Annotated in this window: 19 protein-coding genes; 7 read left to right on the forward strand and 12 right to left on the reverse strand. The window is 70.1% G+C overall.

Annotated features, from left to right (window positions below; genetic code table 11):
- Positions 1-42 precede the first annotated feature (42 nt).
- A complete protein-coding gene (locus R4I43_RS29415) occupies positions 43-2223 on the forward strand; it encodes a terpene synthase family protein (RefSeq protein ID WP_324268955.1) in 2181 nt (726 codons plus the stop codon).
- Here R4I43_RS29415 and R4I43_RS29420 read toward each other — a convergent pair.
- The 5 genes from R4I43_RS29420 to R4I43_RS29440 form a co-directional block, all read right to left on the reverse strand.
- Positions 2184-3014 carry a serine hydrolase gene (locus tag R4I43_RS29420; protein WP_324268956.1) on the reverse strand — a complete coding sequence of 277 codons (831 nt, stop codon included), beginning with the start codon at positions 3012-3014 and terminating at the stop codon, positions 2184-2186. The genes R4I43_RS29415 and R4I43_RS29420 overlap by 40 nt on opposite strands.
- A 316-nt stretch (positions 3015-3330) precedes the next feature.
- Positions 3331-4182 carry a helix-turn-helix domain-containing protein gene (locus R4I43_RS29425; protein WP_324268957.1) on the reverse strand — a complete coding sequence of 284 codons (852 nt, stop codon included), beginning with the start codon at positions 4180-4182 and terminating at the stop codon, positions 3331-3333.
- The gene (locus R4I43_RS29430; protein WP_324268958.1) at positions 4169-4684 is read right to left on the reverse strand and encodes a DUF6879 family protein; all 516 of its coding nucleotides are present in this window, start codon (positions 4682-4684) and stop codon (positions 4169-4171) included. The genes R4I43_RS29425 and R4I43_RS29430 overlap by 14 nt, the downstream gene beginning before the upstream one ends.
- Positions 4681-4959 carry a hypothetical protein gene (locus R4I43_RS29435; protein ID WP_324268959.1) on the reverse strand — a complete coding sequence of 93 codons (279 nt, stop codon included), beginning with the start codon at positions 4957-4959 and terminating at the stop codon, positions 4681-4683. The genes R4I43_RS29430 and R4I43_RS29435 overlap by 4 nt, the downstream gene beginning before the upstream one ends.
- Positions 4960-5004: 45 nt before the next feature.
- Positions 5005-5943 carry an ornithine cyclodeaminase family protein gene (locus R4I43_RS29440; protein WP_324268960.1) on the reverse strand — a complete coding sequence of 313 codons (939 nt, stop codon included), beginning with the start codon at positions 5941-5943 and terminating at the stop codon, positions 5005-5007.
- A gap of 151 nt (positions 5944-6094) precedes the next feature.
- On the opposite strand from R4I43_RS29440, the gene R4I43_RS29445 reads away from it, so the two are divergent.
- The 5 genes from R4I43_RS29445 to R4I43_RS29465 are packed head-to-tail and all read left to right on the forward strand — an operon-like array spanning position 6095 to position 13139.
- A complete protein-coding gene (locus R4I43_RS29445; RefSeq protein WP_324268961.1) occupies positions 6095-7675 on the forward strand; it encodes an aldehyde dehydrogenase family protein in 1581 nt (526 codons plus the stop codon).
- Positions 7675-8823 carry an NAD(P)/FAD-dependent oxidoreductase gene (locus R4I43_RS29450; protein ID WP_324268962.1) on the forward strand — a complete coding sequence of 383 codons (1149 nt, stop codon included), beginning with the start codon at positions 7675-7677 and terminating at the stop codon, positions 8821-8823. The genes R4I43_RS29445 and R4I43_RS29450 overlap by 1 nt, the downstream gene beginning before the upstream one ends.
- Before the next feature lie 12 nt (positions 8824-8835).
- On the forward strand, positions 8836-9987 hold the full coding sequence (locus R4I43_RS29455) for a Glu/Leu/Phe/Val family dehydrogenase (RefSeq protein WP_324268963.1): 1152 nt from the start codon (positions 8836-8838) through the stop codon (positions 9985-9987).
- An 18-nt stretch (positions 9988-10005) separates the two neighbouring features.
- Positions 10006-10920 carry a LysR family transcriptional regulator gene (locus R4I43_RS29460; protein WP_324268964.1) on the forward strand — a complete coding sequence of 305 codons (915 nt, stop codon included), beginning with the start codon at positions 10006-10008 and terminating at the stop codon, positions 10918-10920.
- Positions 10917-13139: a thiamine pyrophosphate-dependent enzyme gene (locus R4I43_RS29465; protein ID WP_324268965.1), complete on the forward strand. Its 2223-nt coding sequence runs from the start codon at positions 10917-10919 to the stop codon at positions 13137-13139. Before R4I43_RS29460 ends, R4I43_RS29465 begins: the two co-directional genes overlap by 4 nt.
- Here the strand turns inward: R4I43_RS29465 and R4I43_RS29470 are convergent.
- Both R4I43_RS29470 and R4I43_RS29475 read right to left on the reverse strand, forming a co-directional pair.
- On the reverse strand, positions 13123-14580 hold the full coding sequence (locus R4I43_RS29470) for a carboxylesterase/lipase family protein (protein WP_324268966.1): 1458 nt from the start codon (positions 14578-14580) through the stop codon (positions 13123-13125). The genes R4I43_RS29465 and R4I43_RS29470 overlap by 17 nt on opposite strands.
- A 24-nt stretch (positions 14581-14604) precedes the next feature.
- The gene (locus tag R4I43_RS29475; protein WP_324268967.1) at positions 14605-15981 is read right to left on the reverse strand and encodes an aminotransferase-like domain-containing protein; all 1377 of its coding nucleotides are present in this window, start codon (positions 15979-15981) and stop codon (positions 14605-14607) included.
- Between R4I43_RS29475 and R4I43_RS29480 the strand changes: the two genes are divergently transcribed.
- Positions 15980-16894, forward strand: a complete 915-nt coding sequence (locus tag R4I43_RS29480) for a DMT family transporter (protein ID WP_324268968.1) — start codon at positions 15980-15982, stop codon at positions 16892-16894. The two genes, R4I43_RS29475 and R4I43_RS29480, sit on opposite strands and share 2 nt — an antisense overlap.
- 32 nt (positions 16895-16926) lie before the next feature.
- Here the strand turns inward: R4I43_RS29480 and R4I43_RS29485 are convergent, their stop codons facing one another.
- The 5 genes from R4I43_RS29485 to R4I43_RS29505 form a co-directional block, all read right to left on the reverse strand.
- A complete protein-coding gene (locus tag R4I43_RS29485; protein ID WP_324268969.1) occupies positions 16927-18327 on the reverse strand; it encodes an FAD-binding oxidoreductase in 1401 nt (466 codons plus the stop codon).
- 67 nt (positions 18328-18394) lie between these two features.
- A complete protein-coding gene (locus R4I43_RS29490; RefSeq protein ID WP_324268970.1) occupies positions 18395-19855 on the reverse strand; it encodes a carboxylesterase/lipase family protein in 1461 nt (486 codons plus the stop codon).
- Positions 19856-19912: 57 nt separating this feature from the next.
- The gene (locus tag R4I43_RS29495; RefSeq protein WP_324268971.1) at positions 19913-21262 is read right to left on the reverse strand and encodes a wax ester/triacylglycerol synthase family O-acyltransferase; all 1350 of its coding nucleotides are present in this window, start codon (positions 21260-21262) and stop codon (positions 19913-19915) included.
- A gap of 614 nt (positions 21263-21876) precedes the next feature.
- Positions 21877-22764, reverse strand: a complete 888-nt coding sequence (locus tag R4I43_RS29500; protein WP_324268972.1) for a mycobacterial-type methylenetetrahydrofolate reductase — start codon at positions 22762-22764, stop codon at positions 21877-21879.
- Between the two features lie 226 nt (positions 22765-22990).
- Positions 22991-23115: adenosylhomocysteinase (locus tag R4I43_RS29505; RefSeq protein WP_324267477.1), on the reverse strand; the 125-nt coding region annotated here is incomplete at its 5' end.

A 23115-nucleotide genomic window follows, 5' to 3' on the forward strand; every position in this document is an offset into this window, starting at 1 on the left:
GTCGTCGATCGACGGAGTACACCTCTGGGAGGCCGCTGACCCATGTCGTTCCGACTGCCCGAGTTCTACCTTTCCTACCCGGCCCGCCTGAACCCGAACCTGCAGCGGGCCCGAGAACACACCAAGGCGTGGGCCCGCCGCATGGAGATGATCGACGTCCCGCAGCAGGGCAAGGAGATCTGGATCGAGGCGGACCTGGACCGCGACGACTACGCGTTGCTGTGCGCCTACACCCATCCCGATTGCGACGGCGACGAGCTGGACCTGGTGACCGACTGGTACGTGTGGGTGTTCTACTTCGACGACCACTTCGTCGAGCTCTACAAGCGCGAACCGGACCTCACCGCCGCGCGCGAACACCTCGACCGGCTACCGGCTTTCATGCCGGTGGAGGGGCCGATCACCGAGGAACCGACCAACCCGGTGGAGGCCGGGCTGGCGGACCTGTGGCAGCGCACGGTGCCGTCGATGAGCACCGACTGGCGACGCCGGTTCGCCGCGAGCACCAAGGCGCTGCTGGACGAATCGCTGTGGGAGCTGGCCAACATCACCGAGAACCGGTTGTCCAACCCCATCGAGTACATCGAGATGCGCCGCAAGGTCGGCGGTGCCCCGTGGTCGGCGAACCTCGTCGAGCACGCCGTGGGCGTGGAGGTTCCGGCCGAACTCGCCGCGACCCGGCCGCTGAAGGTCCTGCGCGACACGTTCTCCGACGCGGTTCACCTGCGCAACGACCTGTTCTCCTACGAGCGGGAGGTCGCCGACGAGGGCGAGCTGAGCAACGGTGTGCTGGTCTTCGAGCGGTTCTTGGGCTGCGACACGCAGCAGGCCGCGGAGACGGTGAACGACCTGCTGACCTCGCGGCTGCACCAGTTCGAGCACACCGCGCTGACCGAGGTCCCGAGGCTGCTGGACGAGTGCGGGGTGGCTCCGGCCGGGCGGCTCGCGGTGCTGGGTTACGCGAAGGGCTTGCAGGACTGGCAGTCCGGTGGGCACGAGTGGCACATGGCTTCCGGGCGCTACCCGGAGGGCGGCGGTTCGTCGTCGGTGCTGGGTGGCCCGACGGGCCTGGGCACCGCCGGCGCCTACATCGCCAAGTCGCTGGTTTCCACTGCCCCGCAACGTCTTCGCAGCTTCAGCCGGGTTCCGTTCCAGTCGGTCGGGCCGGTCGACCGGCCGCAGCTGGAGGTGCCGTTCGAGCTGCGGTTGTGCCCGCACCTGGACGTCTCCCGGGAGCACGCGGTGGACTGGGCGCGGGAGATGGGCATGTTCGCCGACGCCCCGCCGGTGTGGGACGAGGCTGCGGTGCGGTTCAACGACCTGCCGCTGTGCGCGGCAGGGCTGGACCCGGACGCCACGCTGGAGGAGCTGGACCTGGCCTCGCACTGGCTGGTGTGGGGCACCTACGGCGACGACCTCTACCCGCAGCGCTACGGCCACACCCGCGACGTGGCGGGCGCGAAGGCGCAGAACGAGCGGCTGAAGCAGGTCATGACCGACTCGGGTGAGCCGGGGATCGTGCCGGTGAACATGATGGAGCGCGGCCTGGCCGATCTGTGGCGGCGCACCACGGCTCCGATGAACGCTCGCGAGCGGGCCTCGCTGCGGTCGGCGGTGGAGGTGATGATCGACAGCTGGGTGTGGGAGCTGGACAACCAGGTGGGCAACCACATCCCGGACCCGGTGGACTACGTCGAGATGCGCCGCGCGACCTTCGGTTCGGACATGACGATCAGCCTGGCCCGCTTCGCGCACGGCGACGTGGTGCCGCCGGAGCTGTACGAGACGCGCGCGGTGCAGAACCTGGAGAACTCGGCGATCGACTGCGCGACGATGCTCAACGACGTGTTCTCCTACCGCAAGGAGATCGAGTTCGAGGGCGAGGTGCACAACGCGGTCCTGGTGGTGCAGAACTTCCTGGACTGCGACCAGGACCGCGCCTTTCAGATCGTGCACCGGCTGTTCAACGCGCGGATGGAGCAGTTCCGGCACGTCATCGACGTGGAACTGCCCGCCCTGTACCAGGAGCGGCAGGTCGCCCCGGAAGCGCAGGAGGCGTTGAACAAGCACGCCGAGGAACTCAAGGACTGGCTTTCCGGCATCCTCAACTGGCACGAGAAGGTCGCGCGATACCACGACGACGAGCTCCGCCACAACGCGCCGTTGAGCGGAATCCGTTCGCTCTACGCGCCTTCGACGCCGTGGGATCCGGTGCTGGGCTGAGTCATGGCCCGCCAGGCAGCTTCTCCGATGGCGGCGATGGCTTCGACGCCGTCGCCGCCTCGGTAACCCTTGGTGGAGACGGGGTCGGTGAGCTGGTCGACGAGCACGGCCAGCACGACCTGCGGGGTGTCGGCGGCGCTCAGCAGAGCGACGTCGTGGCGAAGGCCCTTGATCTCACCGGTCTTGTTCCAGCAACGCGCGTTCTCGGGCAGCCGCAACGGGATTCGGTCCACGACCTGCTGCCGCGAGAGAACCGCGAGCGCGTGTTCGGTCAGCTCGGGGGGCAGTGCCGCGCCGCCGGCGAGCGCGGCCATGATCCGGGCCTGGTCGAGCGCGGTGGTCTGCAGCACCCCGGGTGCCTCGGTGTCCATGATGTGCCGCTCGACGCGGGTGCCGGTGCAGCCCAGGTCGGCTGCGCACTCGGCGATCGCGGGGAAGCCCACCTCGTCGATGACGGCGTTGGTGGCGGCGTTGTCGCTGATCACGATCATGAGGTTGATCAGGTCCCGCAGCGACATCTCGGGCACGCTGGGGAGCTCGAAGAGCACTCCGGTCCCCCGGGTGCGCTCGGGCGGCAGTTCCACCGGTTCGTCCAGGTCGAGCCGCCCGTCGGCGACGGCCCGCAACGCGGTGATCATCACAAGGACCTTGATGGTGCTGGCCGAGTGCACCTCGACCTCGGCGCCGCGCAGCACCGGCGCGCCCTCGCGGAGGTCCCAGCTCGCGATGCCCACGCGCCCGGGAAGTTCCCGCCCCGCCAACTCCGCCTCGAACCTCGCCGCGTACCCCACCCATGACCTCCTCAACGCCGTGTCCGCCAGCCAAGGTAAGCACACCGACCCACGACTTCCAGCGTCAACGCCCGCAACACGGGCAACCGCACGCCGCGAAGTGGTGCTCCACGTGGACCTCGACCGCGTCCCACGCGATCTGAGCCATGTCCGCGACGACCCGGAAGCACCCCGGCCCACCGATCGGGCACACCAACCAGTTCCGACCATCGACGAGAACCGTTTCGTACTCGCGCGATTCGCACTTGACCAGCGAATCTGAGGCCACCGTCACCATGATTCGAAGGTAAATGGCCAGGATTTCGCGAATCCAGTTTTAGTCAGGACCTCGCATAAACTCGGCGGAAATCGACCCCAGAAGTTCTCTCGCTTCAATTCCGGAGACGGATCGTTCCCAAAAGTGCTCAAACAAGTTCAAGTGATAAGAGATGTCCCGGTAATCGCGCAGCGCGACCTCGTCAGCGAAGATCTCGGTCAGCACGAGCCGGTCGTCGCAAATCATGAAAACGTTCAGCGGAGATGCGCTCACCAGCGCTGCACTCGGAAGAATTGCCAGCTCAACGTTCGGCCGATCCATCACCGCGGCCATGTGCTCGAGCTGTCCCACCATGATTCCGGCCATCGCACGCTTGAGCCGGACAGCTTGCTCAGTCAGGAGGAAGAGAAACCTTCTGGACTCGTCGTTCAACGCGTCTTGACTGTCTAGCCGAGCCTGCACAGCGCGGTCGACGTCCCGCGCAGGCCGACCTTCCACCCCAGGCGTGAGGACAGCGCGCGCATATTCGCGTGTCTGGATAAGACCGGACGGGATGGCGGGCAGGAACTGGCGGACGACCGAAGAGGACTCGCTCAAGGCTTTGATCTCGGATTGGCTGCGCCAGATGCCCATGCGCGCAGATGAACGGAGCGACGTGTACTCAACGTTCGCCGAGCGCGTCAACGCGAGAAGTTCGGCCCGCGCTTCCGCGGGCACGTCCAGCGCCTGCACGATCCTTTCGACATCGGAAACCGTGGGCACGGTCTTTCCAGACTCGATGCGGCTGATCTTGGGCTGCGACATAGCAGTGCGAGCGGCCAGCCTCTCCTCTGAGAGCCCGGCCGCTTTGCGCAGCTGCTTCAGCGTGTCGGCAAGGTTCTTGCGATGCTGATCGTTGTCAGGTTCGAGCATTCCACTCACTGAGGGGAACGGCGTGTGCCATGGCCACATCGCGCCACTTCAGATATCGCTCCAGGTCTGAGGTCTCCTGCTGCTCGAGGTTGATGAGCGTGCCATCCGGATTGAAGTTCAGGTGCACGACTATCGCGTCGTCGAAGAACCAGAAGTCCTGCTCCGGCAGTTCGAGCTCCAGCTCGGTCAGATCGAGAATCCGGATATCTTCGCCAGCTTCGATGTTTCCGGGGATGCCCCAGTCCAGTTGGTATCGCAGGTACTCGGTCAAGGGGCGACGAACCACTCGGGCACGACCGATGCGCCGACCGGACGCCACGATCTCCTGGACCGTTTCGTGCCAGCGGATGTTGTGATCCTCGGGCTTCGGCTCGCCTGCCCGCCAACGACGGATACCGTCCTGCTCCCGCGGGATCGTGTAGGTCGGTTGGCACTCGAAGCGCCAAGCGGACCGCCGGTATTCGTCAAACAGCCTGCCGAACTCGTCTCCGCTCAGAATCACTTCACGGCCTCCCTCAGACGGCGCAGCTCGTCCTCGCTGATGCCGGCGCACTCCACCAGAGCGGATACCGCGCCCAGAACAACCCCGGTCGGCAGCTCGACTGCCGTCTCCCCGTCGCCGAACTCTAGTCCTTCAGCCGTGGGTACGTGCGTACCTTGAACCACCGTCGTTCCCCGGTCCGACACGTACACGCCTGGGCAGGTCTTGTCCTCGCAGCCGGACACTTTCCGTAGCTTCATGCCGCAAGCTTTGGGCATGTGATCGGCAGCGGACAAGTCTTATTCACGTCCTCGCATAGCGTTTAATCCGGTCAGGTGGCGCTAGAGCTTGCCCAGGACTGCGAGGGCTGCTGCTGCGTCTTGGACTCCGATTCCGACGCTGTTGTAGAAGATGAGGTCCTCGGCCGATTTTCGGGCTGGGCGTTGGGCTGTGAGGACCGCGCCGAGCGCGGTCAGGCCGTCCGGGTCGAGGTCGCCGGTTTCGAGGGCGGTCATGATCGGGCCTGCGTGGTGGGTGGCCGTGTCGATGTCGTCGACGACGATCGCGGCGGCGGTGCGGATGAGCTCCTCGTCGACCTCCCCGCGGTGGGGTTCGAAACTTCCGACGCTGACCACCGTGGCTCCCGGGGCGAGCGCGGCGGTCGGGACGACGGGGTCCGGGCTGAGGGTGCAGGCCACGACCATCGCCGCGTCGCGGACCGCTTCCGCAGCGGTGCCGACCGCGCGGACGTCGAGCCCGAGCTCCCCGGCGAGATCAGCGGCCGCCGATTCGCGGCGGGCCGCGTCGCGGCTGAAGATCCTGACCTCGGTGAGCGCGCGGACGCGGGAGATCGCGCGGACGTGCGCCCGGGCTTGGACGCCGGAGCCGATCACCGCCAGCACGTCGGCCTCGGCTTGGGCGAGGGCGTCGAGGGCCACGGCGCTGCCCGCTGCGGTGCGGATCTCGGTGAGGGCGGTGCCCGACATCGTCGCGGCCAGCGCGCCCGTCTCCGCGTCGAGCACCAGGACGGTGGCGTTGATCGACGCCAGGCCTCGCTCGGCGTTTCCGGGGTTGACCGAGACGAGCTTGGCGACCGGGCCGTGCCGGGGCGACAGGCGGCTCAGGTACGACAGGGCGGTGTCCTCGCCGGTGCGGATGGCTGTCTTCGCAGCCAGCTGCGCCTCTCCCCGGCCCAGGGATTCGAAGGCCAGGCGCTGCGAGGCGATCGCGGCGTCGTAGTCGAGGGCCGCGGCCACGTCCGTGTCGGTGAGGAGCTCCATGCGCACCGACGTTGGCACACCGGCCGCCCCCGCGGGAAGCCTCAGCAGAGCTGGCCCTCAGCGCGACAAGAAATCACTCTTCTGATTCTCAACAGACCGCGCTCCGCCGTTCTACGGTGATCCCAGCGCAGTCCCGAGCAGGAAGAGGTGCATGTCGGTGCAGGCGACGTTGAGCTCCGTGATCGGCCCGGACGCCCCGGAGGTGGTCGACGGCGGAGGCGAGTACCTCTCGAAGAACCCGGCGAACCTCGACGACGTGGTCGCCAAGGTCGCGCTGGGCACCTTCGAAACGCTGGTGGCCGCCACCGAGCAGGCCCAGCGCGCCCAGAAGGAGTGGACGCAGGTGCCGGCCCCGGTGCGCGGCCGGGTCATCGCCGGGCTGGGCCGGCTGGTCGAGGCCAACAAGGAATCGCTGGCGCGGCTGGTGACCCGCGAGATCGGCAAGCCCTACGCCGAAGCGCTCGGCGAGGTGCAGGAGATCGTCGACACCTGCGACTTCTTCCTGGGCGAGGGCCGCAGGCTCTACGGGCAGACGGTGCCCTCGGAGATGCCGGACAAGCAGCTGTTCACCTTCCGCGTGCCGGTCGGGGTCGCGGTGGTGATCACCGCGGGCAACTTCCCGGTGGCGGTGCCGTCCTGGTACCTGGTCCCCGCGCTGCTGTGCGGCAACGCGGTGGTGTGGAAGCCGGCCGAGTACGCGGCCGGGGCGGCTCGCGCGGTGGCCGAGCTGGCGTGGAAGGCTGGGGTCCCCAAGGGCGTGCTCAACCTCGTCTACACCGACGGCGAGGCGACCTTCAAGGGCCTGGAGGCCTCGCTCGAAGCGGGCACGGTGAACAAGGTCGGCTTCACCGGTTCCAGCGCGGTGGGAACCCGGGTGGGCGAGCTGTGCGGGCGTCACCTGCAGAACCCGTGCCTGGAGCTGGGCGGCAAGAACCCGATGATCGTCACCGAGGACGCCGACCTGGACCTGGCGGTGGAGGGCGCGCTGTTCTCCGGCTGGGGCACCGCCGGGCAGCGCTGCACCTCGCTGGGCAACCTGATCGTGCACCGCGACGTCAAGGACGAGTTCACCTCGCGACTGGACGCGGCGCTGCGCGCGGCCACCGTCGGTGAGCCGGGTGGCGACGTGCTCTACGGACCGATGCTGGACCAGAAGTTCGCCGACAACTTCGAGTCCATCCTGGACACGCTCCAGCCGCACCACTCCACCCTGGGATCGGATTCCGTCGGCCGCATCAGCAACGACAAGCCGCGCAAGGGCTTCCACGGCGATCCGGCGGCCGGGTTGTACTACCACCCGGTGCTGGTGGACGGCATGCGCACCGACGACCACATCTTCCGCAACGAGACCTTCGGGCCGATCGTCGGCATCACCACCTTCGACACCCTCGACGAGGCCATCGAACTCGGCAACGCTCCCGGGTACGGGCTGTCGGCGGCGATCTACACCACCGATCCGGCCAAGGCGTTCCGGTTCCGGCAGGGCATCGGGGCGGGCATGCTCAGCGTGAACAACTCGACGTCCGGGGCCGAGGCGCACCTGCCGTTCGGCGGGAACGGCAAGTCCGGCAACGGAAGCCGCCAGTCGGGCATCTGGGTGCTCGACCAGTTCACCCGCTGGCAGTCGCTGAACTGGGACTTCTCCGGCAAGCTGCAGAAGGCCCAGATGGACGTCGACACCGTTGAGCCCGAGCTGGACTTCCGCCTGCCGCCGGAACTCGGCCAGCTTTGATGTCACAGCAACTAGTTCCTCCTTCCGCTGAGGTGGTGGTCGTCGGCGGCGGGGCGGTGGGCGTCAGCACCGCCTTCCACCTCGCCGAAGCCGGCGCGGACGTGCTGTTGCTGGAGCGCGGCGAACTGGGTTCGGGCAGCACCAGCAAGGCGGCCGGAGGTGTCCGGGCGCAGTTCTCCGATCCGGTCAACATCGAACTCGGGCAGCGCAGCCTGCGGGCCTTCGAAGACTTCGCGCGGCGGCCCGGCGGGGACATCGACCTCAAGCAGCAGGGTTACCTCTTCCTGCTGTCGGACCCCGCTGATGTCGCCACCTTCGAAGGTGGCGTGGCGCTGCAGAACTCGATGGGCGTGCCGAGCCGGATGCTGACGGTGCAGCAGGCGCGCGAGCTGTCCCCGCTCGTGTCGGCGGACGGGCTGCTGGCGGCGGCCTACTCCCCCACCGACGGGCACTGCACCCCCGAGGGCGTGGTGCAGGGCTACGCCCGGGCTGCCCGCGAGCACGGCGCGGTGCTGCGGCGCGGCGTCGAGGTCACCGGCATCGACACCAGCGGCGGTGAGATCACCGCGGTGCGAACCGACTCCGGGACCGTGCGCACCTCGACGGTGGTGTGCGCGGCCGGTGCGTGGTCGGCGGCCATCGGCGGGTTCGCCGGTGTCGAGCTGCCGGTGCGGCCGCTGCGCAGGCAGATCCTGGTCACCGAACCGATGCCGGACCTGCCGCCGCGGCTGCCGTTCACCATCGACTTCGCCACCAGCTTCTACTTCCACGAGGAAGGCCCCGGCCTGCTGGTGGGCATGTCGGACCCGGACGAGGAGTTCGGGTTCAAGCTGGGCACCGACGACCGCTGGCTGGGACGCCTCAGCGAAGCGGTGGCGCACCGCGCTCCCCGCGTGGCCGACGCGGGCGTGGCGCACGGCTGGGCCGGGCTCTACGAGATCACCCCGGACCACAACGCGCTGGTCGGCCACGTCGGCGGGTTCTTCTACGCGACCGGCTTCTCCGGGCACGGCTTCCTGCAGAGCCCGGCGATCGGCGAGGTGATGCGCGACCTGGTGCTGGGGCGCACGCCTCCCATCGACGTCTCCGGTCTCGACGTGCGCCGCTTCGACGGCGCCGAGGTCCGGCCCGAGCACAACTGCGTGTAGGAAGGGACAACCGTGGTTGATCTGTTGCAGGAGATCGACGAATGGGGCCCGGAGAAGGTCGTCTGCGTCTCCGACGCGCGCACCGGGATGCGGGGCGTGCTGGTCATCGACAACACCGCGCGCGGCAGCGGCAAGGGCGGCACCCGGATGGCCCCGACGGTGACGGTCGGCGAGATCGCCCGGCTGGCGAGGGTGATGACCTGGAAGTGGGCGGCGGTCGACCTCTTCCACGGCGGTGCGAAGGCCGGGATCGTCGCCGACCCGGACTCGCCGGACAAGGAAGCGGTGGTGCGCGCGTTCGCGCGGCGGCTGGCCGACCAGATCCCGGCCAGCTACGTCGCCGGGTTGGACATGGGCATGACCGAGCACGACGCGGCCATCATCCAGGACGAACTGGCCGATCGGGGCGCTGCCGTCGGAGTCCCGGAGGCGCTCGGCGGGGTGCCCTACGACCAGCTCGGGGTGACCGGGCACGGCGTCGCCGAGGCGGCGCTGGCCGCGCTGGAACGCGCCGGGAAACCGGTGGCCGGGACGCGCATCGCGGTGCAGGGCTTCGGCGCTGTAGGCACGGCCACGGTCGCGCGGCTGCACGAGCTGGGCGCGCAGCTCGTCGCTCTGTCCACTGCGGACGGTTCTGTGCACGACCCGAACGGTCTCGACGTCCCCGGGTGGCTTGCCGCGCGGGCGGAGTTCGGCGACGCCTGCGTCGCGAAGGCCGCACCGGCGCAACGCGTCGCGCAGGGTGAGGAGCTCACGGTCGACTGCGACGTGCTGATCCCGGCCGCGCGGCAGGACGTCATCGACTCGTCGGTCGCCGCGCAGGTCCGCGCCGGGTTGATCGTCGAGGGCGCCAACCTGCCCACCACCCCGGGAGCGCGGGCCGCGCTCGCCGCGCGGGGTGTGGAGATCGTGCCGGACTTCATCGCCAACGCGGGCGGGGCGATCGCGGCCGGGTTCGCGATGGACGCCCGCTATTCCGCGTTCCGCCCCGAACCAGCCCGGATCCTCGACGAGGTCGCGGCCCGGACCAGGCGGAACACCCTGCTGGTGCTGGAAACCGCCGCGCAGACCGGTGTGCTGCCGCACGCGGCGGCGCTGGAGATGGCCGAGCAGCGGGTCCGCGAGGCGATGCGGTTGCGCGGTCGCCTGCCGGTCCTGGCCTGAACCGCCTGAGGAGTCGGCGTGCTCAACCCCATTCACCTGCGGACGCTGCAGGAGTGCGTGCGCACCGGCTCGTTCGCCGAGGCCGGGCGGACGCTGGGCTACACCGCCTCGGCGGTGTCGCAGCAGATGGTGCTGCTGGAGCGGGCGATCGGCGCGCCGCTGTTCGAGCGCTCGGCGCGGTCGGCCCGCAGCACCGCGCTGGCGCTGCGGCTGGCCGATCGCAGCCGGGACGCGCTCGGTGCGCTGGACTCGCTGGAGCGCGAGGTCCGGGCGATGGTGGCCGGTGAGGAGGGCAGCCTCCGGCTGGCCTCGTTCGCCACCGCCAACTCGCGCGTGCTGCCGGACGTGCTGGCCGCGGTGATCTCGCACCGCCCCAACGCCGAGGTGCAGCTCGACGAGGGCGAACCGGACGAGGTCGTCGACGGCGTCCTCGACGGGGTGCTGGACGCGGCAGTGGTCTTCGAGTACGATCTCGACCCGCGCCAGTGGCCCGTCGAGCTGTGCGCCGACGAGCTGCTCACCGAACCGCTGCGGGTGGTGCTGCCGGCCTCGCACCACCTCGCCGGCCGGTCGCGCGTCGAGCTCCCGGAGCTGGCCGCCGACAACTGGATCTGCACCCGAGAGGACACCGCCGGGGCGCGGTCCCTGATCCGCCTGGCGGCGGCCGCCGGGTTCGTCCCGCGCATCACCTTCCGCAGCAACGACTACTCCGTCATCCGCGACCTCGTCGGCCGCGACCTCGGGGTCGCCGTCCTCCCGGCGCTGGCCATCCCGCGCGATCAGGCCGGGGTGGCCGTCATCTCCGGTTTCCAGCCGAACCGCCGGGTCAAGGTCCTCCACCGCAAGCAGAACACCAACCCGCTGCTACCGATCGCCCTGGAGTTCCTGGCGAAATCCTGCACAGCGGTCGCATCCGAGTGGGAGCAGACATGACCGAACCCATCGACGAGCACTTCCTCCAGGCCGTGACCCACCTCGGTGACGCGGTTTCAATGGAAACCGGGACCACGAATTCAATGGAAATCGGAACACCGAGTTCCACTGAAATCGCGTCGACCACCGCATCGGGTGAGGATCTGGTGGGGTTGTTCGACTCGCAGGCCGGGAGTCGGCATCTGGACTTCAAGGCGCGCGAGCTGGGGAAACGCGGACTCGGGTTCTACAGCATCGGCTCGTCGGGGCACGAGTCCAACGCCGCGGTGGCGGCTGCGCTGCGGGTGAGCGATCCGGCTCTGCTGCACTACCGGTCAGGCGCGTTCTACCTGGAGCGGGCTCGGAAGGTCGCCGGGAGCACGCCGCTGCTGGACGTGCTGCTGGGGGTGGTGGCCTCCGCCGACGAACCGATCTCCGCCGGGCGGCACAAGGTCTTCGGGCACGCGGGGTTGTCGGTGATCCCGCAGACGTCGACGATCGCCTCGCACCTGCCGCGTTCGGTGGGCTTGGCGTTCGCGCTGGAGCGGGGAGCTCGGCTCGGCGTGGCGGCCGAGTGGCCGGCGGATTCGGTGGTGGTGTGCAGCTTCGGGGACGCCTCGGCGAACCACTCGACGGCCACCGGCGCCATCAACTCGGCGCTGCACTGCGCCTTCCAGGGCCTGCCGTTGCCGTTGCTGCTGGTCTGCGAGGACAACGGGATCGGGATCAGCGTGCGCACCCCGGCCGGGTGGATCGCGTCGACCTACCGCGATCGGCCCGGGCTGCGCTACTTCACCGCCGACGGCTCGGATCCGGTCGAGTGCCTGCGGGTGTCGCGGGAGGCCGCCGATTGGGTGCGGGAGAACCGGGCGCCCGCGTTCCTGCACCTGCGCACGGTCCGGCTGATGGGCCACGCCGGTTCCGATGTCGAGTCGGCGTACCGGTCCCGCACCGAGATCACCGCCGACCACGAGCGCGATCCGCTGCTGGCGACCGCGAAAGCCCTGATCTCGCGCCGAATCCTCACCCCTGACGAGGTGATCTCCCGCTACGAGGCCAAGCGCGGCGAGGTCGACGCCCTCGCCGAGGAGGCGCTCGGCCGGCGCAAGCTGGGCAGCGCGGCGGAGGTGATGACGTCCCTGCACCGCCACTCCCCCGACGCCATCGCCGCCCGCACCTCCGAAACCCCGCACGGCCGCGCCGAAACCTCCGCACCGGAGTCCGAGGGACCGCTGACGCTGGCGCAGGCGATCAACCGCTCGCTGGCCGAGGAGCTCGGCCGGGACGACCGCGTCGTGGTCTTCGGCGAGGACGTCGCGCGCAAGGGCGGTGTGTACGGGGTGACCCGCGGGTTGCGCAAGAAGTTCGGCGGCAGCCGGGTTTTCGACACGCTGCTGGACGAGCAGAGCATCCTCGGCACGGCGCTGGGCGCGGGTCTGGCGGGGTTGTTGCCGATCCCGGAGATCCAGTACCTCGCCTACCTGCACAACGCTGCCGATCAGCTGCGCGGCGAGGCGAGCACGTTGAGCTTCTTCTCCCACGGCCGCTACGTGAACCCGATGGTCGTGCGCATCGCCGGCTACGGCTACCAGAAGGGCTTCGGCGGTCACTTCCACAACGACGACAGCGTGGCCGCCCTGCGCGACCTGCCGGGGGTCGTGCTGGCCTCGCCGTCCCGGCCGGACGACGCGGCGGCGATGCTGCGCACCTGCGTCGCCGCCGCCCACGTGGACGGCCGGGTCTGCGCGTTCCTCGAGCCCATCGCCCTCTACCACACCCGTGACCTGCACGAACCCGGTGATGACGGCTGGCTCGCGCGCTACCCGGCACCCGGTGAGCACCACGTGCCGATCGGCCGCGCACGGCTCTACGGCGACGGCGCGGACCTGACCCTGGTCACCTTCGGCAACGGCGTCCCGATGAGCCTGCGGGTCGCCGAACGCCTCCGCCGGCAGGGCGTGCGCGCGCGAGTGCTCGACCTGCGCTGGCTCGCACCGCTGCCGGTCGAGGACCTCCTCGAAGCCGCCGAAGCCACCGGCAAGGTCCTCGTGGTGGACGAGACCCGCCGCAGCGGAGGCGTTTCCGAACCCGTGGTCACCGCGCTGGTCGACGCCGGTTTCACCGGCAAGATCGGTCGCGTGACCAGTGAGGACAGCTTCATCCCGCTCGGGGCGGCCGCCTACCACGTGCTGCTCGACGAGGACACCGTCGAGACCGCCGCGCTCAAGCTCGTGCGGTGAGCTCCGGGAAGCGGTGCGCCCAGATCTCGCGGGAGGCCGCGATCGGGTCCGACGTCGTGGAACAGGGCAGGTCGAAGATCCGCGTGCGCCGGTCCGACGGCCGGTAGGCCTCCCAGCCGGGGTCGCCGGTGGCCGCGAACGCGGTCCAGGAGCGGCGGAACTCGCCGGAGAGGTCTTCGAACCCGTCCGGCGCACCACCGAGCACCTGCAGCACCGGGCTGGTGACGTCGCCGAAGGTGAACGGGATGTCCAGCGCGTGGCAGGCGCCCAGTCCGTTGAGGGCCTGGAGCGTGAGCTCGTAGAGGTAGCTGCGCCCGCCTGCCGCGGCGTGCGCCTCGGCCATCCAGAGCGCGGGAATCCGGAAGAGCTTGTCGCTGAGCAGCATGTTGTACAGCGCGACGTCGCCGATGCCCGGGTGGGCCCGGCGGTACTGCTGCATCACGTCGTCGCCCAGGTGCAGGTCGGCGGCGAGCTGATCCGGGTCGAGGGCCTCGCGCGGCAGCATCGCGGTGAACAGCGCGGCTTCCTCGGCGGTGAACCCGGAGATGAGGTCCACACCTCGGGCAGCGCCGTCGCGCAACGCGACCCACGGCAGTTCGCCGAGGGTTTCGCCGTCCAGGACGACGCCGTAGGGGGTGGTGTCGGTCCAGGACCCGTGGTTGCGGGTCATCTCCGCCGTCGCGATCTTCTGCGCGGCGTGCAGGTCCTCGGCCGGGATGTTCGCGAGCTCGGCGACGGTGGTGCGCACCCCGCTGGGGCCGGTGATCAGCTCGGCGATCTTGCGGGCCTCGTCCTCGCTGCGGTACATCGCCGCCGGGCTCTGGGCGATCGCACGCCGGAACAGGCCGCTCCGGGAGGAACCGGCCACCAGCGTGGCGATCGAGGTGCCGCCCGCGGACTCGCCGAAGATGGTGACGTTGTCGGGATCGCCGCCGAAGGCGCCGATGTTCTCCCGCACCCACCGCAGCGCGGCGAGCTGGTCGAGGATGCCGCGGTTGGCGGGCGCGTCGTCGACCCAGCCGAAGCCCTCGTAGCCGACGCGGTACCCGGCGGTCACCACGACGACGCCGGAACCGGCGAGCCGGGCACCTTCGTAGCTGCCCTCCGAGGGGCTGCCGGCCAGGTACGCGCCGCCGTGGAACCACACCATGACCGGCAGGTTCGCGCCGGGGACGGGTGTCCAGACGTTGACGGTCAGGCTGTCGGTGTCGTCGCCCGGGTGCCAGGACGGGGGCAGTCCTTCGGCCATCAGCGGTTGCGGCACCGCGGCGCTGTAGCGGGTCGCGTCGCGCTCGCCGTCCCAGCTCTCGGGTTCTGCGGGTGCTTGAAACCGCCGCGGGCCGTCGAGCGGCGCCGCGAACGGGATCCCCTTGAACACCTGCACATCACCGTCGGCCGTGCCCCGCACCGCCCCGCACTGGGTCCGCACCACAGAATGCATGTATCCATACAACCATCGAAGTGCTCATCCGGCCAGGGCCTCCCCGATCAACCGCGCGGCTTCGGGGTAGGCACCCGGGTTCGGGCCCGCGTAGTTCAGCCGCAGGAACCGGCCGGTCGGCTCGGCGGGGAACCACTCGTCGCCCGGTGCGACGACGACGCCGCCGTTCTCGCAGTCCCGCACCAGCCTCGGCAGGTCGGTGGCGTCCGGCAGTCGCACCCAGAGGTTGAGCCCGCCCGCCGGGACCTCCAGGTGCGCACCGGGAACGTGCTCGCGGACGGCGTCGGCGAGCAGGTCCCGGCGAGCGGCGAGCTGCCTGCGCAGATCCCGCAGGTAGGTGCGCCATGCGGGCCGGGTGACCACGTCGAGGGCCACGGCCTGCAGCATGCCGCTGACGTAGACGGCCTCGGACTGGGTGTCGGCCAGGATCCGCTCGCGCGCGGGACCTCGGGCGATCACTCCGGCGACGCGCACCGACGGCGAGACCGCCTTGGTCAGCGACCGCAGGTAGACGACGTGCCCGTCCTCGTCGCGGGCGGCCACCGGAACCGGGTCGGTGGTGATGCCGAGATCACGGGCCCAGTCGTCCTCGATGAGGAACGCGCCCTGCTTGCGCACGGTGTCGAGCACGTCACCGGCCAGGCTCGACGACCACTGCACCCCGGTGGGGTTGGCGTAGTTCGGCTGGGCGTAGAACGCCCGCGCGCCGGTGCGCTGGAAGGCCCGCGCCAGCTCGTCCGGGTCGGGCCCCTCGGGCCCGCACGGGATGGGCACCGTCTGCACGCCGACCTGGGCGGCGGCGACGATCGCGCCCCAGTACGTGGGCGATTCCATCAGCAGCGGACGGCCGGATCCGACCAGCGCGCGGAAGATCGCGCTCAGCCCGCTCTGGCTGCCGGGGAAGACGACCACGTCGCCGGGCACGGCCGTGCCGAGCTCGGTGGCGAACCACGCCTGCAGCTCCGGGACACCGGCTGATGCGGGCCGGTCGATGACAGCGTCGGTGCGGGCCGCGCGGCTGAACGCGCTGCGCACCAGGCGTTCGGGTAGCAGTTCCCGGCAGGGGTAGCCGGAGTGCAGCGCGATCACGTCGTTGGGCGCGGGGCGCATCGCGGCGGAGATCGTGGGCCGGGTGTTCTTCGGCGATCCCAACGCCGCGGTCTGCCACCCGTAGTCGCTCGGCCGCGCGACCCGGTCCGAGCGGGTGAACGTTCCCACCCCGGGACGGCTTTCGACCAGGCCCTGCGAGGTCAGGGTGCGCAGGGCCTTCTGGACGGTGACCGGGCTGACGCCGTGGCGCGCGACGAGCTCGCGCGTGGACGGCAGCTTCGCACCCGGTTGAGCCGTGACCATCCACTCGCGGAGTGCCGCGACGATCCGCGAACTGCTATCGTCGACCATGAGAAACAATAATAGCGCTACTGCCGTTCGGGCGCCGGTGCTATCCCCGGCTCCCGCGTCGGGTCTGGGTTGGGGTTTCCTCGGCGTGGTGGCGTTCTCGTTCACCGTCCCGCTCACGCGCATCGCCGTCGGCGGGCTCTCCCCGCTGTTCATCGGGGCCGGTCGCGGGGCCGTCGCCGGTGTCCTCGCCGCCCTCATCCTGCTGCTCACCCGCCAGCGGCTGCCCCGGGTCACCCAGCTGGCGCGGGTCGCGGTCGTCGCGGGCGGGGCGTTCGTGGGTTTCCCGTTCCTCACCTCCTACGCGCTGACCAGCACGCCCGCCGGTCACGGCGCGGTGGTCATCGGCGTGCTGCCGGCCGCGACCGCGGCGATGGCGGTGCTGCGCGGGCACGAACGGCCCCCGAAGGCGTTCTGGGTCATGGCCGCGCTGGGCGCGATCGCCTCGGTGTCCTTCGCCGCGTCGCAGGGACTGGGCGGACTCCACCTCGCGGACCTGCTGCTGTTCGGCGCGGTGGTGTCCGCGGCGATCGGATACGCCGAAGGCGGCCTGCTCGCCCGAGAGCTCGGCGCCTGGCAGACCGTCTCCTGGGCTCTCGCCCTCGCCGCATCCGTGCTGCTCGTGATCACCGCCGTCGAGGTCGTCGAGCACCCGCCGAGCGCGACGCCGAGCCAGTGGGCCGCCTTCGCCTACCTGGCCCTGATCAGCCAGTACCTCGGGTTCCTCGGCTGGTACCGGGGTTTGGCGATCGGGCCGATCGCGCAGGTCAGCCAGATCCAGCTCACGCAGCCGGTCATGACCATCTTCTGGGCGACGCTGCTGCTCGCCGAGCCCTTGACCTGGCCCACCTTGCTGGGCGCTCTGGCGGTCGTCACCTGCGCAGCGCTGTCGGTCCGCACCCGGCTCAGGTCCTGACCGGGCGCGCTACTGCGGGGCGGAGGGATCGCTCAGGAGGGATCGCCGAAGACCTTGCCGGGGTTGAAGATCCCGGCCGGGTCGAGGGCGTTCTTGATGTCGTGGTGCATGTCGATGACCTTGGGCGAGAGCTCGGCGTGCAGGCCCTTGCGCTTGAGCAGCCCCACGCCGTGCTCGCCCGTGACGGTGCCGCCGAGGTCGATCGCGTCGGAGACGATGTCGTCGAAGGCGCGCTGGGCGCGCAGCCGCGCCTCGTCGTCGCCGGGCGGGGTGATGATCAGCGGGTGCAGGTTGCCGTCACCGGCGTGCGCGATGTTGGCGATCTGCGTGTCGTGGCGCTGAGCGGCGGCTTCGATGCGGGCGAGCATGTCGGGGACCAGGGCGCGCGGGACGCAGACGTCCTCGGTGAGCAGCGGGCCGAGGCGTTCCAGGGCCGGGTAGGCCAAGCGGCGGGCGGCGAACAGCGCGTCGGCCTCCTGCTCGTCGGTGGAGCGGGCGCTCCAGGTGGCGCCGGCTTCGTCGAAGCAGCGCACCAGGGTGTCGACCTCCTGCTCCCCCGCATGGCCGGGCGTGTCCGAACGACCGAGCAGCAGGACGTTGGCCTCGGCGGACAGGCCCATGTTCTTCCACTCGTCGACCGCGCGCAGGCAGTGCTGGTCGAGCAGTTCCAGCGCGGAGGGCACCACCCCTGCCGCGGCCACGGCGGCCACCGCCTCACCGGCCGCGACGAGCGAGTCGAAGTAGCCGACCACGGTGCGCTCCGGCGCGCGCAGACCGGGAAGCAGCTTCACGGTCACCTCGGTGACCACGCCGAGCGTGCCCTCGGAGCCGACGAACAGCCCGCACAGGTCGTACCCGGCGACGCCCTTGGCCGTGCGGCGCCCGAGCCGCACGACCTCGCCGGAGCCGACGACGGCTTCGAGGCCGAGCACGTAATCCCTGGTCACGCCGTACTTCACGCAGCACACGCCGCCGGCGTTGGTGGAGACGTTGCCGCCGATGGTCGACCACGGCGAGCTCGCCGGGTCCGGCGGGTACCAGGCACCGTGCTCGCGGCAGGCGGCGCGCAGGTCGTCGTTGACAACGCCCGGCTGCACGACGGCCAGCTGCTCGCGCGGGTTGATCTCCAGGATCTGGTCCATGCCTTCCAGGGAGATCAGCACGCAGCCGTCGACGGCGTTCGCGCCGCCGGACAGGCCGGTGCCCGCGCCCCGCGGCACGACCGGAACCCGGTGCTCGGCGCAGACCTGGACCGCTGCGACGACGTCGGCGGTGCTGCGGGCGCGCACGACCGCGAGGGGCTTGCCGCAGGGGGCCCACTCGGCCTCGTCGTGGGAGAAGCGACCGGTGGAGTCCGGGTCGGTCAGCACGACCTCGTCCGGAAGCGCCGAGCGCAGCGCCCGCAGCGCGGCGTTGTCCGAGTTGTCCACCATTGGCTACCTCCTACTGCGCGAACCGACCACACAGTAACCCGGCGGACGGAACGAACAGCTTGAGGCCTCAACCAAGTTCGGGGAACCGGTGCTCCCAGATCTGCCGGGACCCGCTGATCGGGTCGGGGGCCAGCGAGATCGGGTTGTCGAAGATCCGCGTTCGCCGGTCGGCGAGGCGGTAGGCGGGCCAGCCGGGGTCCCCGGTCGCGGCGAACGAGGTCCAGGCCCCGCGCATCGCGGCCGAGAGCTCGTCGAAGCCGGTGGGCGAGGCACCGAGCATCTCCACGGCCAGCGGATCGTCGTGCACGCCGAAGGTGAACGGAACGTCCAGGCCGTGCGTGGCGCCCAGTGCCCCGTCGCGTTGCGGGGTCTCCCAGGTGAACTCGTACAGGAAAGCGCGCCCGCCGGCCGCTGCGGTCGCCTCGGCCGTCCACACCGCGGGCATCCGGAACAGCTGGTCGCTGAGCAGCGTGGTGTGGAGCTCGGCGTCAGACGCACCCGGGTACGCCGAGCGGTACTCGGCGACCGTCGAGGGCGGCAGGTGCAGGTGGCTCGCCAACACCTCGACGTCGCGGGCCTCCGCCGGCAGGTCGACGGTGAAACCGGTGGCTTCGTCGCGGTTGAACCCGGCGATCACGTCGATGCCGTTGGCCGCACCGCCGCGCATCGCGACCCACGGCAGTTCCGACAGCACTTCGCCGTCGAGGACGACGCCGTAGGGCAGGCTGTTGGTCCAGGCCGCGCGGTTGCGCTCGATCTCCGCCATCGCGTGGCGCTGCGCGGCGTGCAGGTTCTCGGCGGGAACTTCGGCCAGCGCACCGGTGGTCGCGGGAACGCCGAGGTGTCCGGTGATCAGTTCGCCGATCTTGCGGGCCTCGTCCTCGTCGACGTACATCGCCGCCGGGCTCTGCGCGATGGCCCGGCGGAGCAGCCCGCGCCGCCCCGATCCGGCGACCAGCGTCGCCACCGACACGCCTCCGGCGGACTCGCCGAAGATCGTGACGTTGTCCGGGTTCCCGCCGAAGGAGATGATGTTGTCGCGCACCCAGCGCAACGCGGCGAGCTGGTCGAGGATGCCGCGGTTGGCCGGCGCGTCCTCCACCCAGCCGAAGCCCTCGTAGCCGACGCGGTAGTTCACCGTCACCACGACCACACCGCCGCGCGCCAGCGTCGCACCGTCGAAACCGTCCGCGGACGCCGTTCCGCCGAGGAAACCACCGCCGTGGAACCACACCATCACCGGCAGGTGCCCACCGCGGTCCGGCGTCCAGACGTTCACCGTCAGGCAGTCGGTGGAGTCACCGGGCTGCCAGCAGGACGGGAGCGCATCGGTCATCGCCGCCTGCGGCACCGAGGCGCTGTAGGCCGAGGCGTCGCGGAGCCCGTCCCAGCGCGGTGGTGACGCGGGTGCCTGGAACCGGCGCGGACCGTCCAGCGGGGCTGCGTAGGGAATGCCCTTGAACGCCATGACGTCGCCGTCTTCGCTGCCCCGCACAGCACCGTGCTCGGTCCGAACGATGAGATCCATGCCGCCGTACAACCACTGGAATCCCGATAAGGAGGGCGGATTTTCCTCGGCCATCTCTCACGTCCCGTCGCTGAGTTCGGTCACCGCCTGCGGCAGCGCCTCGGCGAGCTTCTCCAGATCAGGCAGCGCCGCCCGGTTCGCCTGCACCCCGATGTGCACGGTGTCGCGAAACTGCGAGACCGCGATCGACAGCGCGTGCCCGGAGGCCAGCGGGGCGACCGGGAACAGTTCGGCGACCTCGGCACCGTCGAGGGCGGCGTGGAACCTCGGCAGCGGCACGTTGGTGACCATCGTGTCGAACAGCAGCGGCGCCCCCTGGGCGACCAGCGGGGTGGCGACGTGGTGCAGCAGCTGCGGCAACCGGCCCGCCAGCACCGGGAACGCTCCGGGTCCGCGAAGCGGCCCGGCGCTCTTGTTGGCGCTCATCTCCGCGCGGATGGACTTCAGCCGCGCGCCCGGATCGGCTTCGTCCACCGGAAGTTGGCACAGGTAGCCGGAGAGCTGGTTGTTGCCGGTCCGCGGTTGGTTGCTGCGCCGCCGGCAGACCGGGATCAGCGCGCGCACCGGCACCTCGCCGCCCTCGGCGCCGCGGTCGGCCATCCAGCGGCGCAGCGCTCCGGTGATCACCGCGAGCACCACGTCGTTGGTGGTGCCGCCGCCGTGCCGGGAGCGGATCCGGCGGATGTCGGCGAGATCGATGGGCACCAGCGCGAGTTTGCGGGCCGGGGAGGTCGAGGCGTGCATCGGCGAGGACTGCACCGGGACCCGCATGTTGCGCACCACCGACGCCGCGATGCCCAGCGATTCGCTCGACTTCGACAGGGTTCCGCGCAGCGCGCCGATCAGCTTCTCCGGTTTGCGGAGCAGGCCGAGCGCCTCGTCGATCGGGTTGGCCAGCGGTGTCGCGGGAGCGTCGGGGAGGTCGGTGAACTCGTCGAGCAACCGCACCCCGACCTCGACGGCGTCGTGCCCGTCGGCCAGCGAGTGGTGGAACTTCATCAGCACCGCGAAGCGGTTGTCGGCCAGCCCGGTGATCAGGTGCAGCTCCCACAGCGGGCGGCGCTGGTCGAGCGGGTCGGCGACCAGCTCGGAGGCCAGCATCGCGAGTTCGTCGCGCCCGCCCGGGGTGGGGACCTCGTGGTCGTGGACGTGGTTGGTGGCGTCGAAGTCGCGGGCTTCGCGCCAGTGCGGTTGCAGCCACGAGCGTTCCAGCCGCATCCGCAGCCGCGAGATGCGCTGGGCGCGCTCGGCGAGCAGCCGCCGCAGCCGGTCCCGGTCGACCGGGCCGTCGGCGCGGAACACCGCGACCGCGCCCACGTGCATGGGCGTGTCCTCCTGCTCCATGCACAGGAAAGCCCAGTCGAGTGGTGTGAGTTCACTTCTGGATGGCGTCTCTGTCGCGCTCATCGCCTATTCCCCGTCAACGATGCAGGTGCAATTGGTCATTCGCGTTACGAATCAGTTTCCGCTAAGGCCGCCCTCCGGATTCCGAAACCAATCCGAATCCGGTTCGCAATCGGACGATGTGGTGAACCGGCTGCCCCGAGCGGGCCCGAACCTGCTGGTGGCGATGACATCGACGGGTTCCTTCCGGTACTGCCGGCAGTCGGCGTGCGCGCACCGGCCACCGCAGCAGTGAGAGTTTTCGGTTCGGCGCACGAGTACTATTCGCAAACCGGTGCGCCGTTGCACAATTCGTCAGGATAACCGCTGACGAGTGCGTCGACCTTAGCGAATAAATGATCGCTTGAAAACGACCGACATCGGCCGCGTTGAAACCCGTAAGGGTTTTGATCACTCCGGTCAGTGCCGACCCCGGCCATCGCGATCACTCGAAAGCATGCAGGGAACCCGCGCCGCGCACCTCCGACGGTGCAGCCGATGACACCCCGCACCGGACGCGGTGGCGGGAGGCCGCCGGATTCTCACCCGAACGCTGCCCCGGACAGCACGAAACCCCGCCGCCGCAGGCGTGTCGCGCTGCGGTGACGGGGTTTCGCGTTCCCAGCCGGGTGGTCCGGTTACTCGCCGGGTTCCCAGTGCTCGAGCATGGCGGCGAACGTCTCGAAGGCGGGCTCGTTGTAACCGTAGGGCGCTTCGAGGTGGACGCTGAGCGGGAATCCGAGGTCCTGCACACCGTCGACGACGCGCTTGTAGAGGTCGACGACCGCCTGCTTGCGCTGCTCGAACCCGAGCTCGGCGGTGCGGGCGACGAACTCCTGCTCGGCGGCCACCGCCTCGTTGCCCGGGTCCTGGATGAGCCACTGGATGAGCTTCTTCTTGCTCTCCACGCCCGGGATGAACCCGAAGGACAGCAGGATCTCCGGGCGGTGCGGCGTGGTCCGCGCGAACTCCTTGAGGAAGTCCACGATCGCGTCCGAGAACAGCAGCTGCGTCATGCCGTAGGTGGCGCCGCGCTCGCACTTGAACCCGAAGCGGCCCTGCTCCCCTTCCCGGGTCGGGATGAGGATGGATCCGCGGTGCGGGACGACGTCCTGGAACTTGGTGAGCGCGTCGGTGGGCGCCACACCGGGGCCTTCGCCGTCGGCCATGTTGCGGGGCACGCCGACGAAGGCGATGCCGTCCATGTCGGCCTCGCGCAGCGCCTGCAGCCGTTCGCCCAGGGCCCGCTCGTCGTGGAAGGCGGTGACCTGCGTGCACAGGCCGCGCACGTCGCCGCCGAGCTCCGGCTGGATCGTGCGCCAGAAGTCGATGGTGTCCATCTTGGGCCGGAAGTCGACGGGACGGTCGCCGTCTTCCTGGATGATGCCTGGGATCATCACGTGCCGGATGCGGCCGGTCAGCCCGGACTTGCGGCTGAGCTCGGCGATCTTGCGTCCTTCTTCAACGGCCCTCTGCACACCGCCGTCGAGGTCGGGCGGAACCAGTTCGAGTGCGATGGTGGTCATGTCGGCCTCAGGTATTCCTTCTGTCGACTTCGGTCACCGCAGCGCTCGCTAGATACGCCTGCGAACCTGCTCTCAGCGGCAGGGACCGTTTTCTTTCAAGGAGAAGGGTTTTCCGACGAGGCCGGCGTTCCCGGGGACGTCCGACGTGGAACATCCCCGGGCTCACCGACTTTCGCGGGAACCGGGGGTGGTCACCACCGGGGTGCGGCGGTGACCACCGGCCGGATCAGTAGCGGTAGTGGTCGGGCTTGTAGGGGCCTTCGACGTCGACACCGATGTAGTCGGCCTGCTCCTTGGTGAGCTTGGTCAGCTTCACACCCAGCGCGTCCAGGTGCAGACGCGCGACCTTCT

Source organism: Saccharopolyspora mangrovi (assembly GCF_035320975.1).
GTDB lineage: Bacteria > Actinomycetota > Actinomycetes > Mycobacteriales > Pseudonocardiaceae > Saccharopolyspora > Saccharopolyspora mangrovi.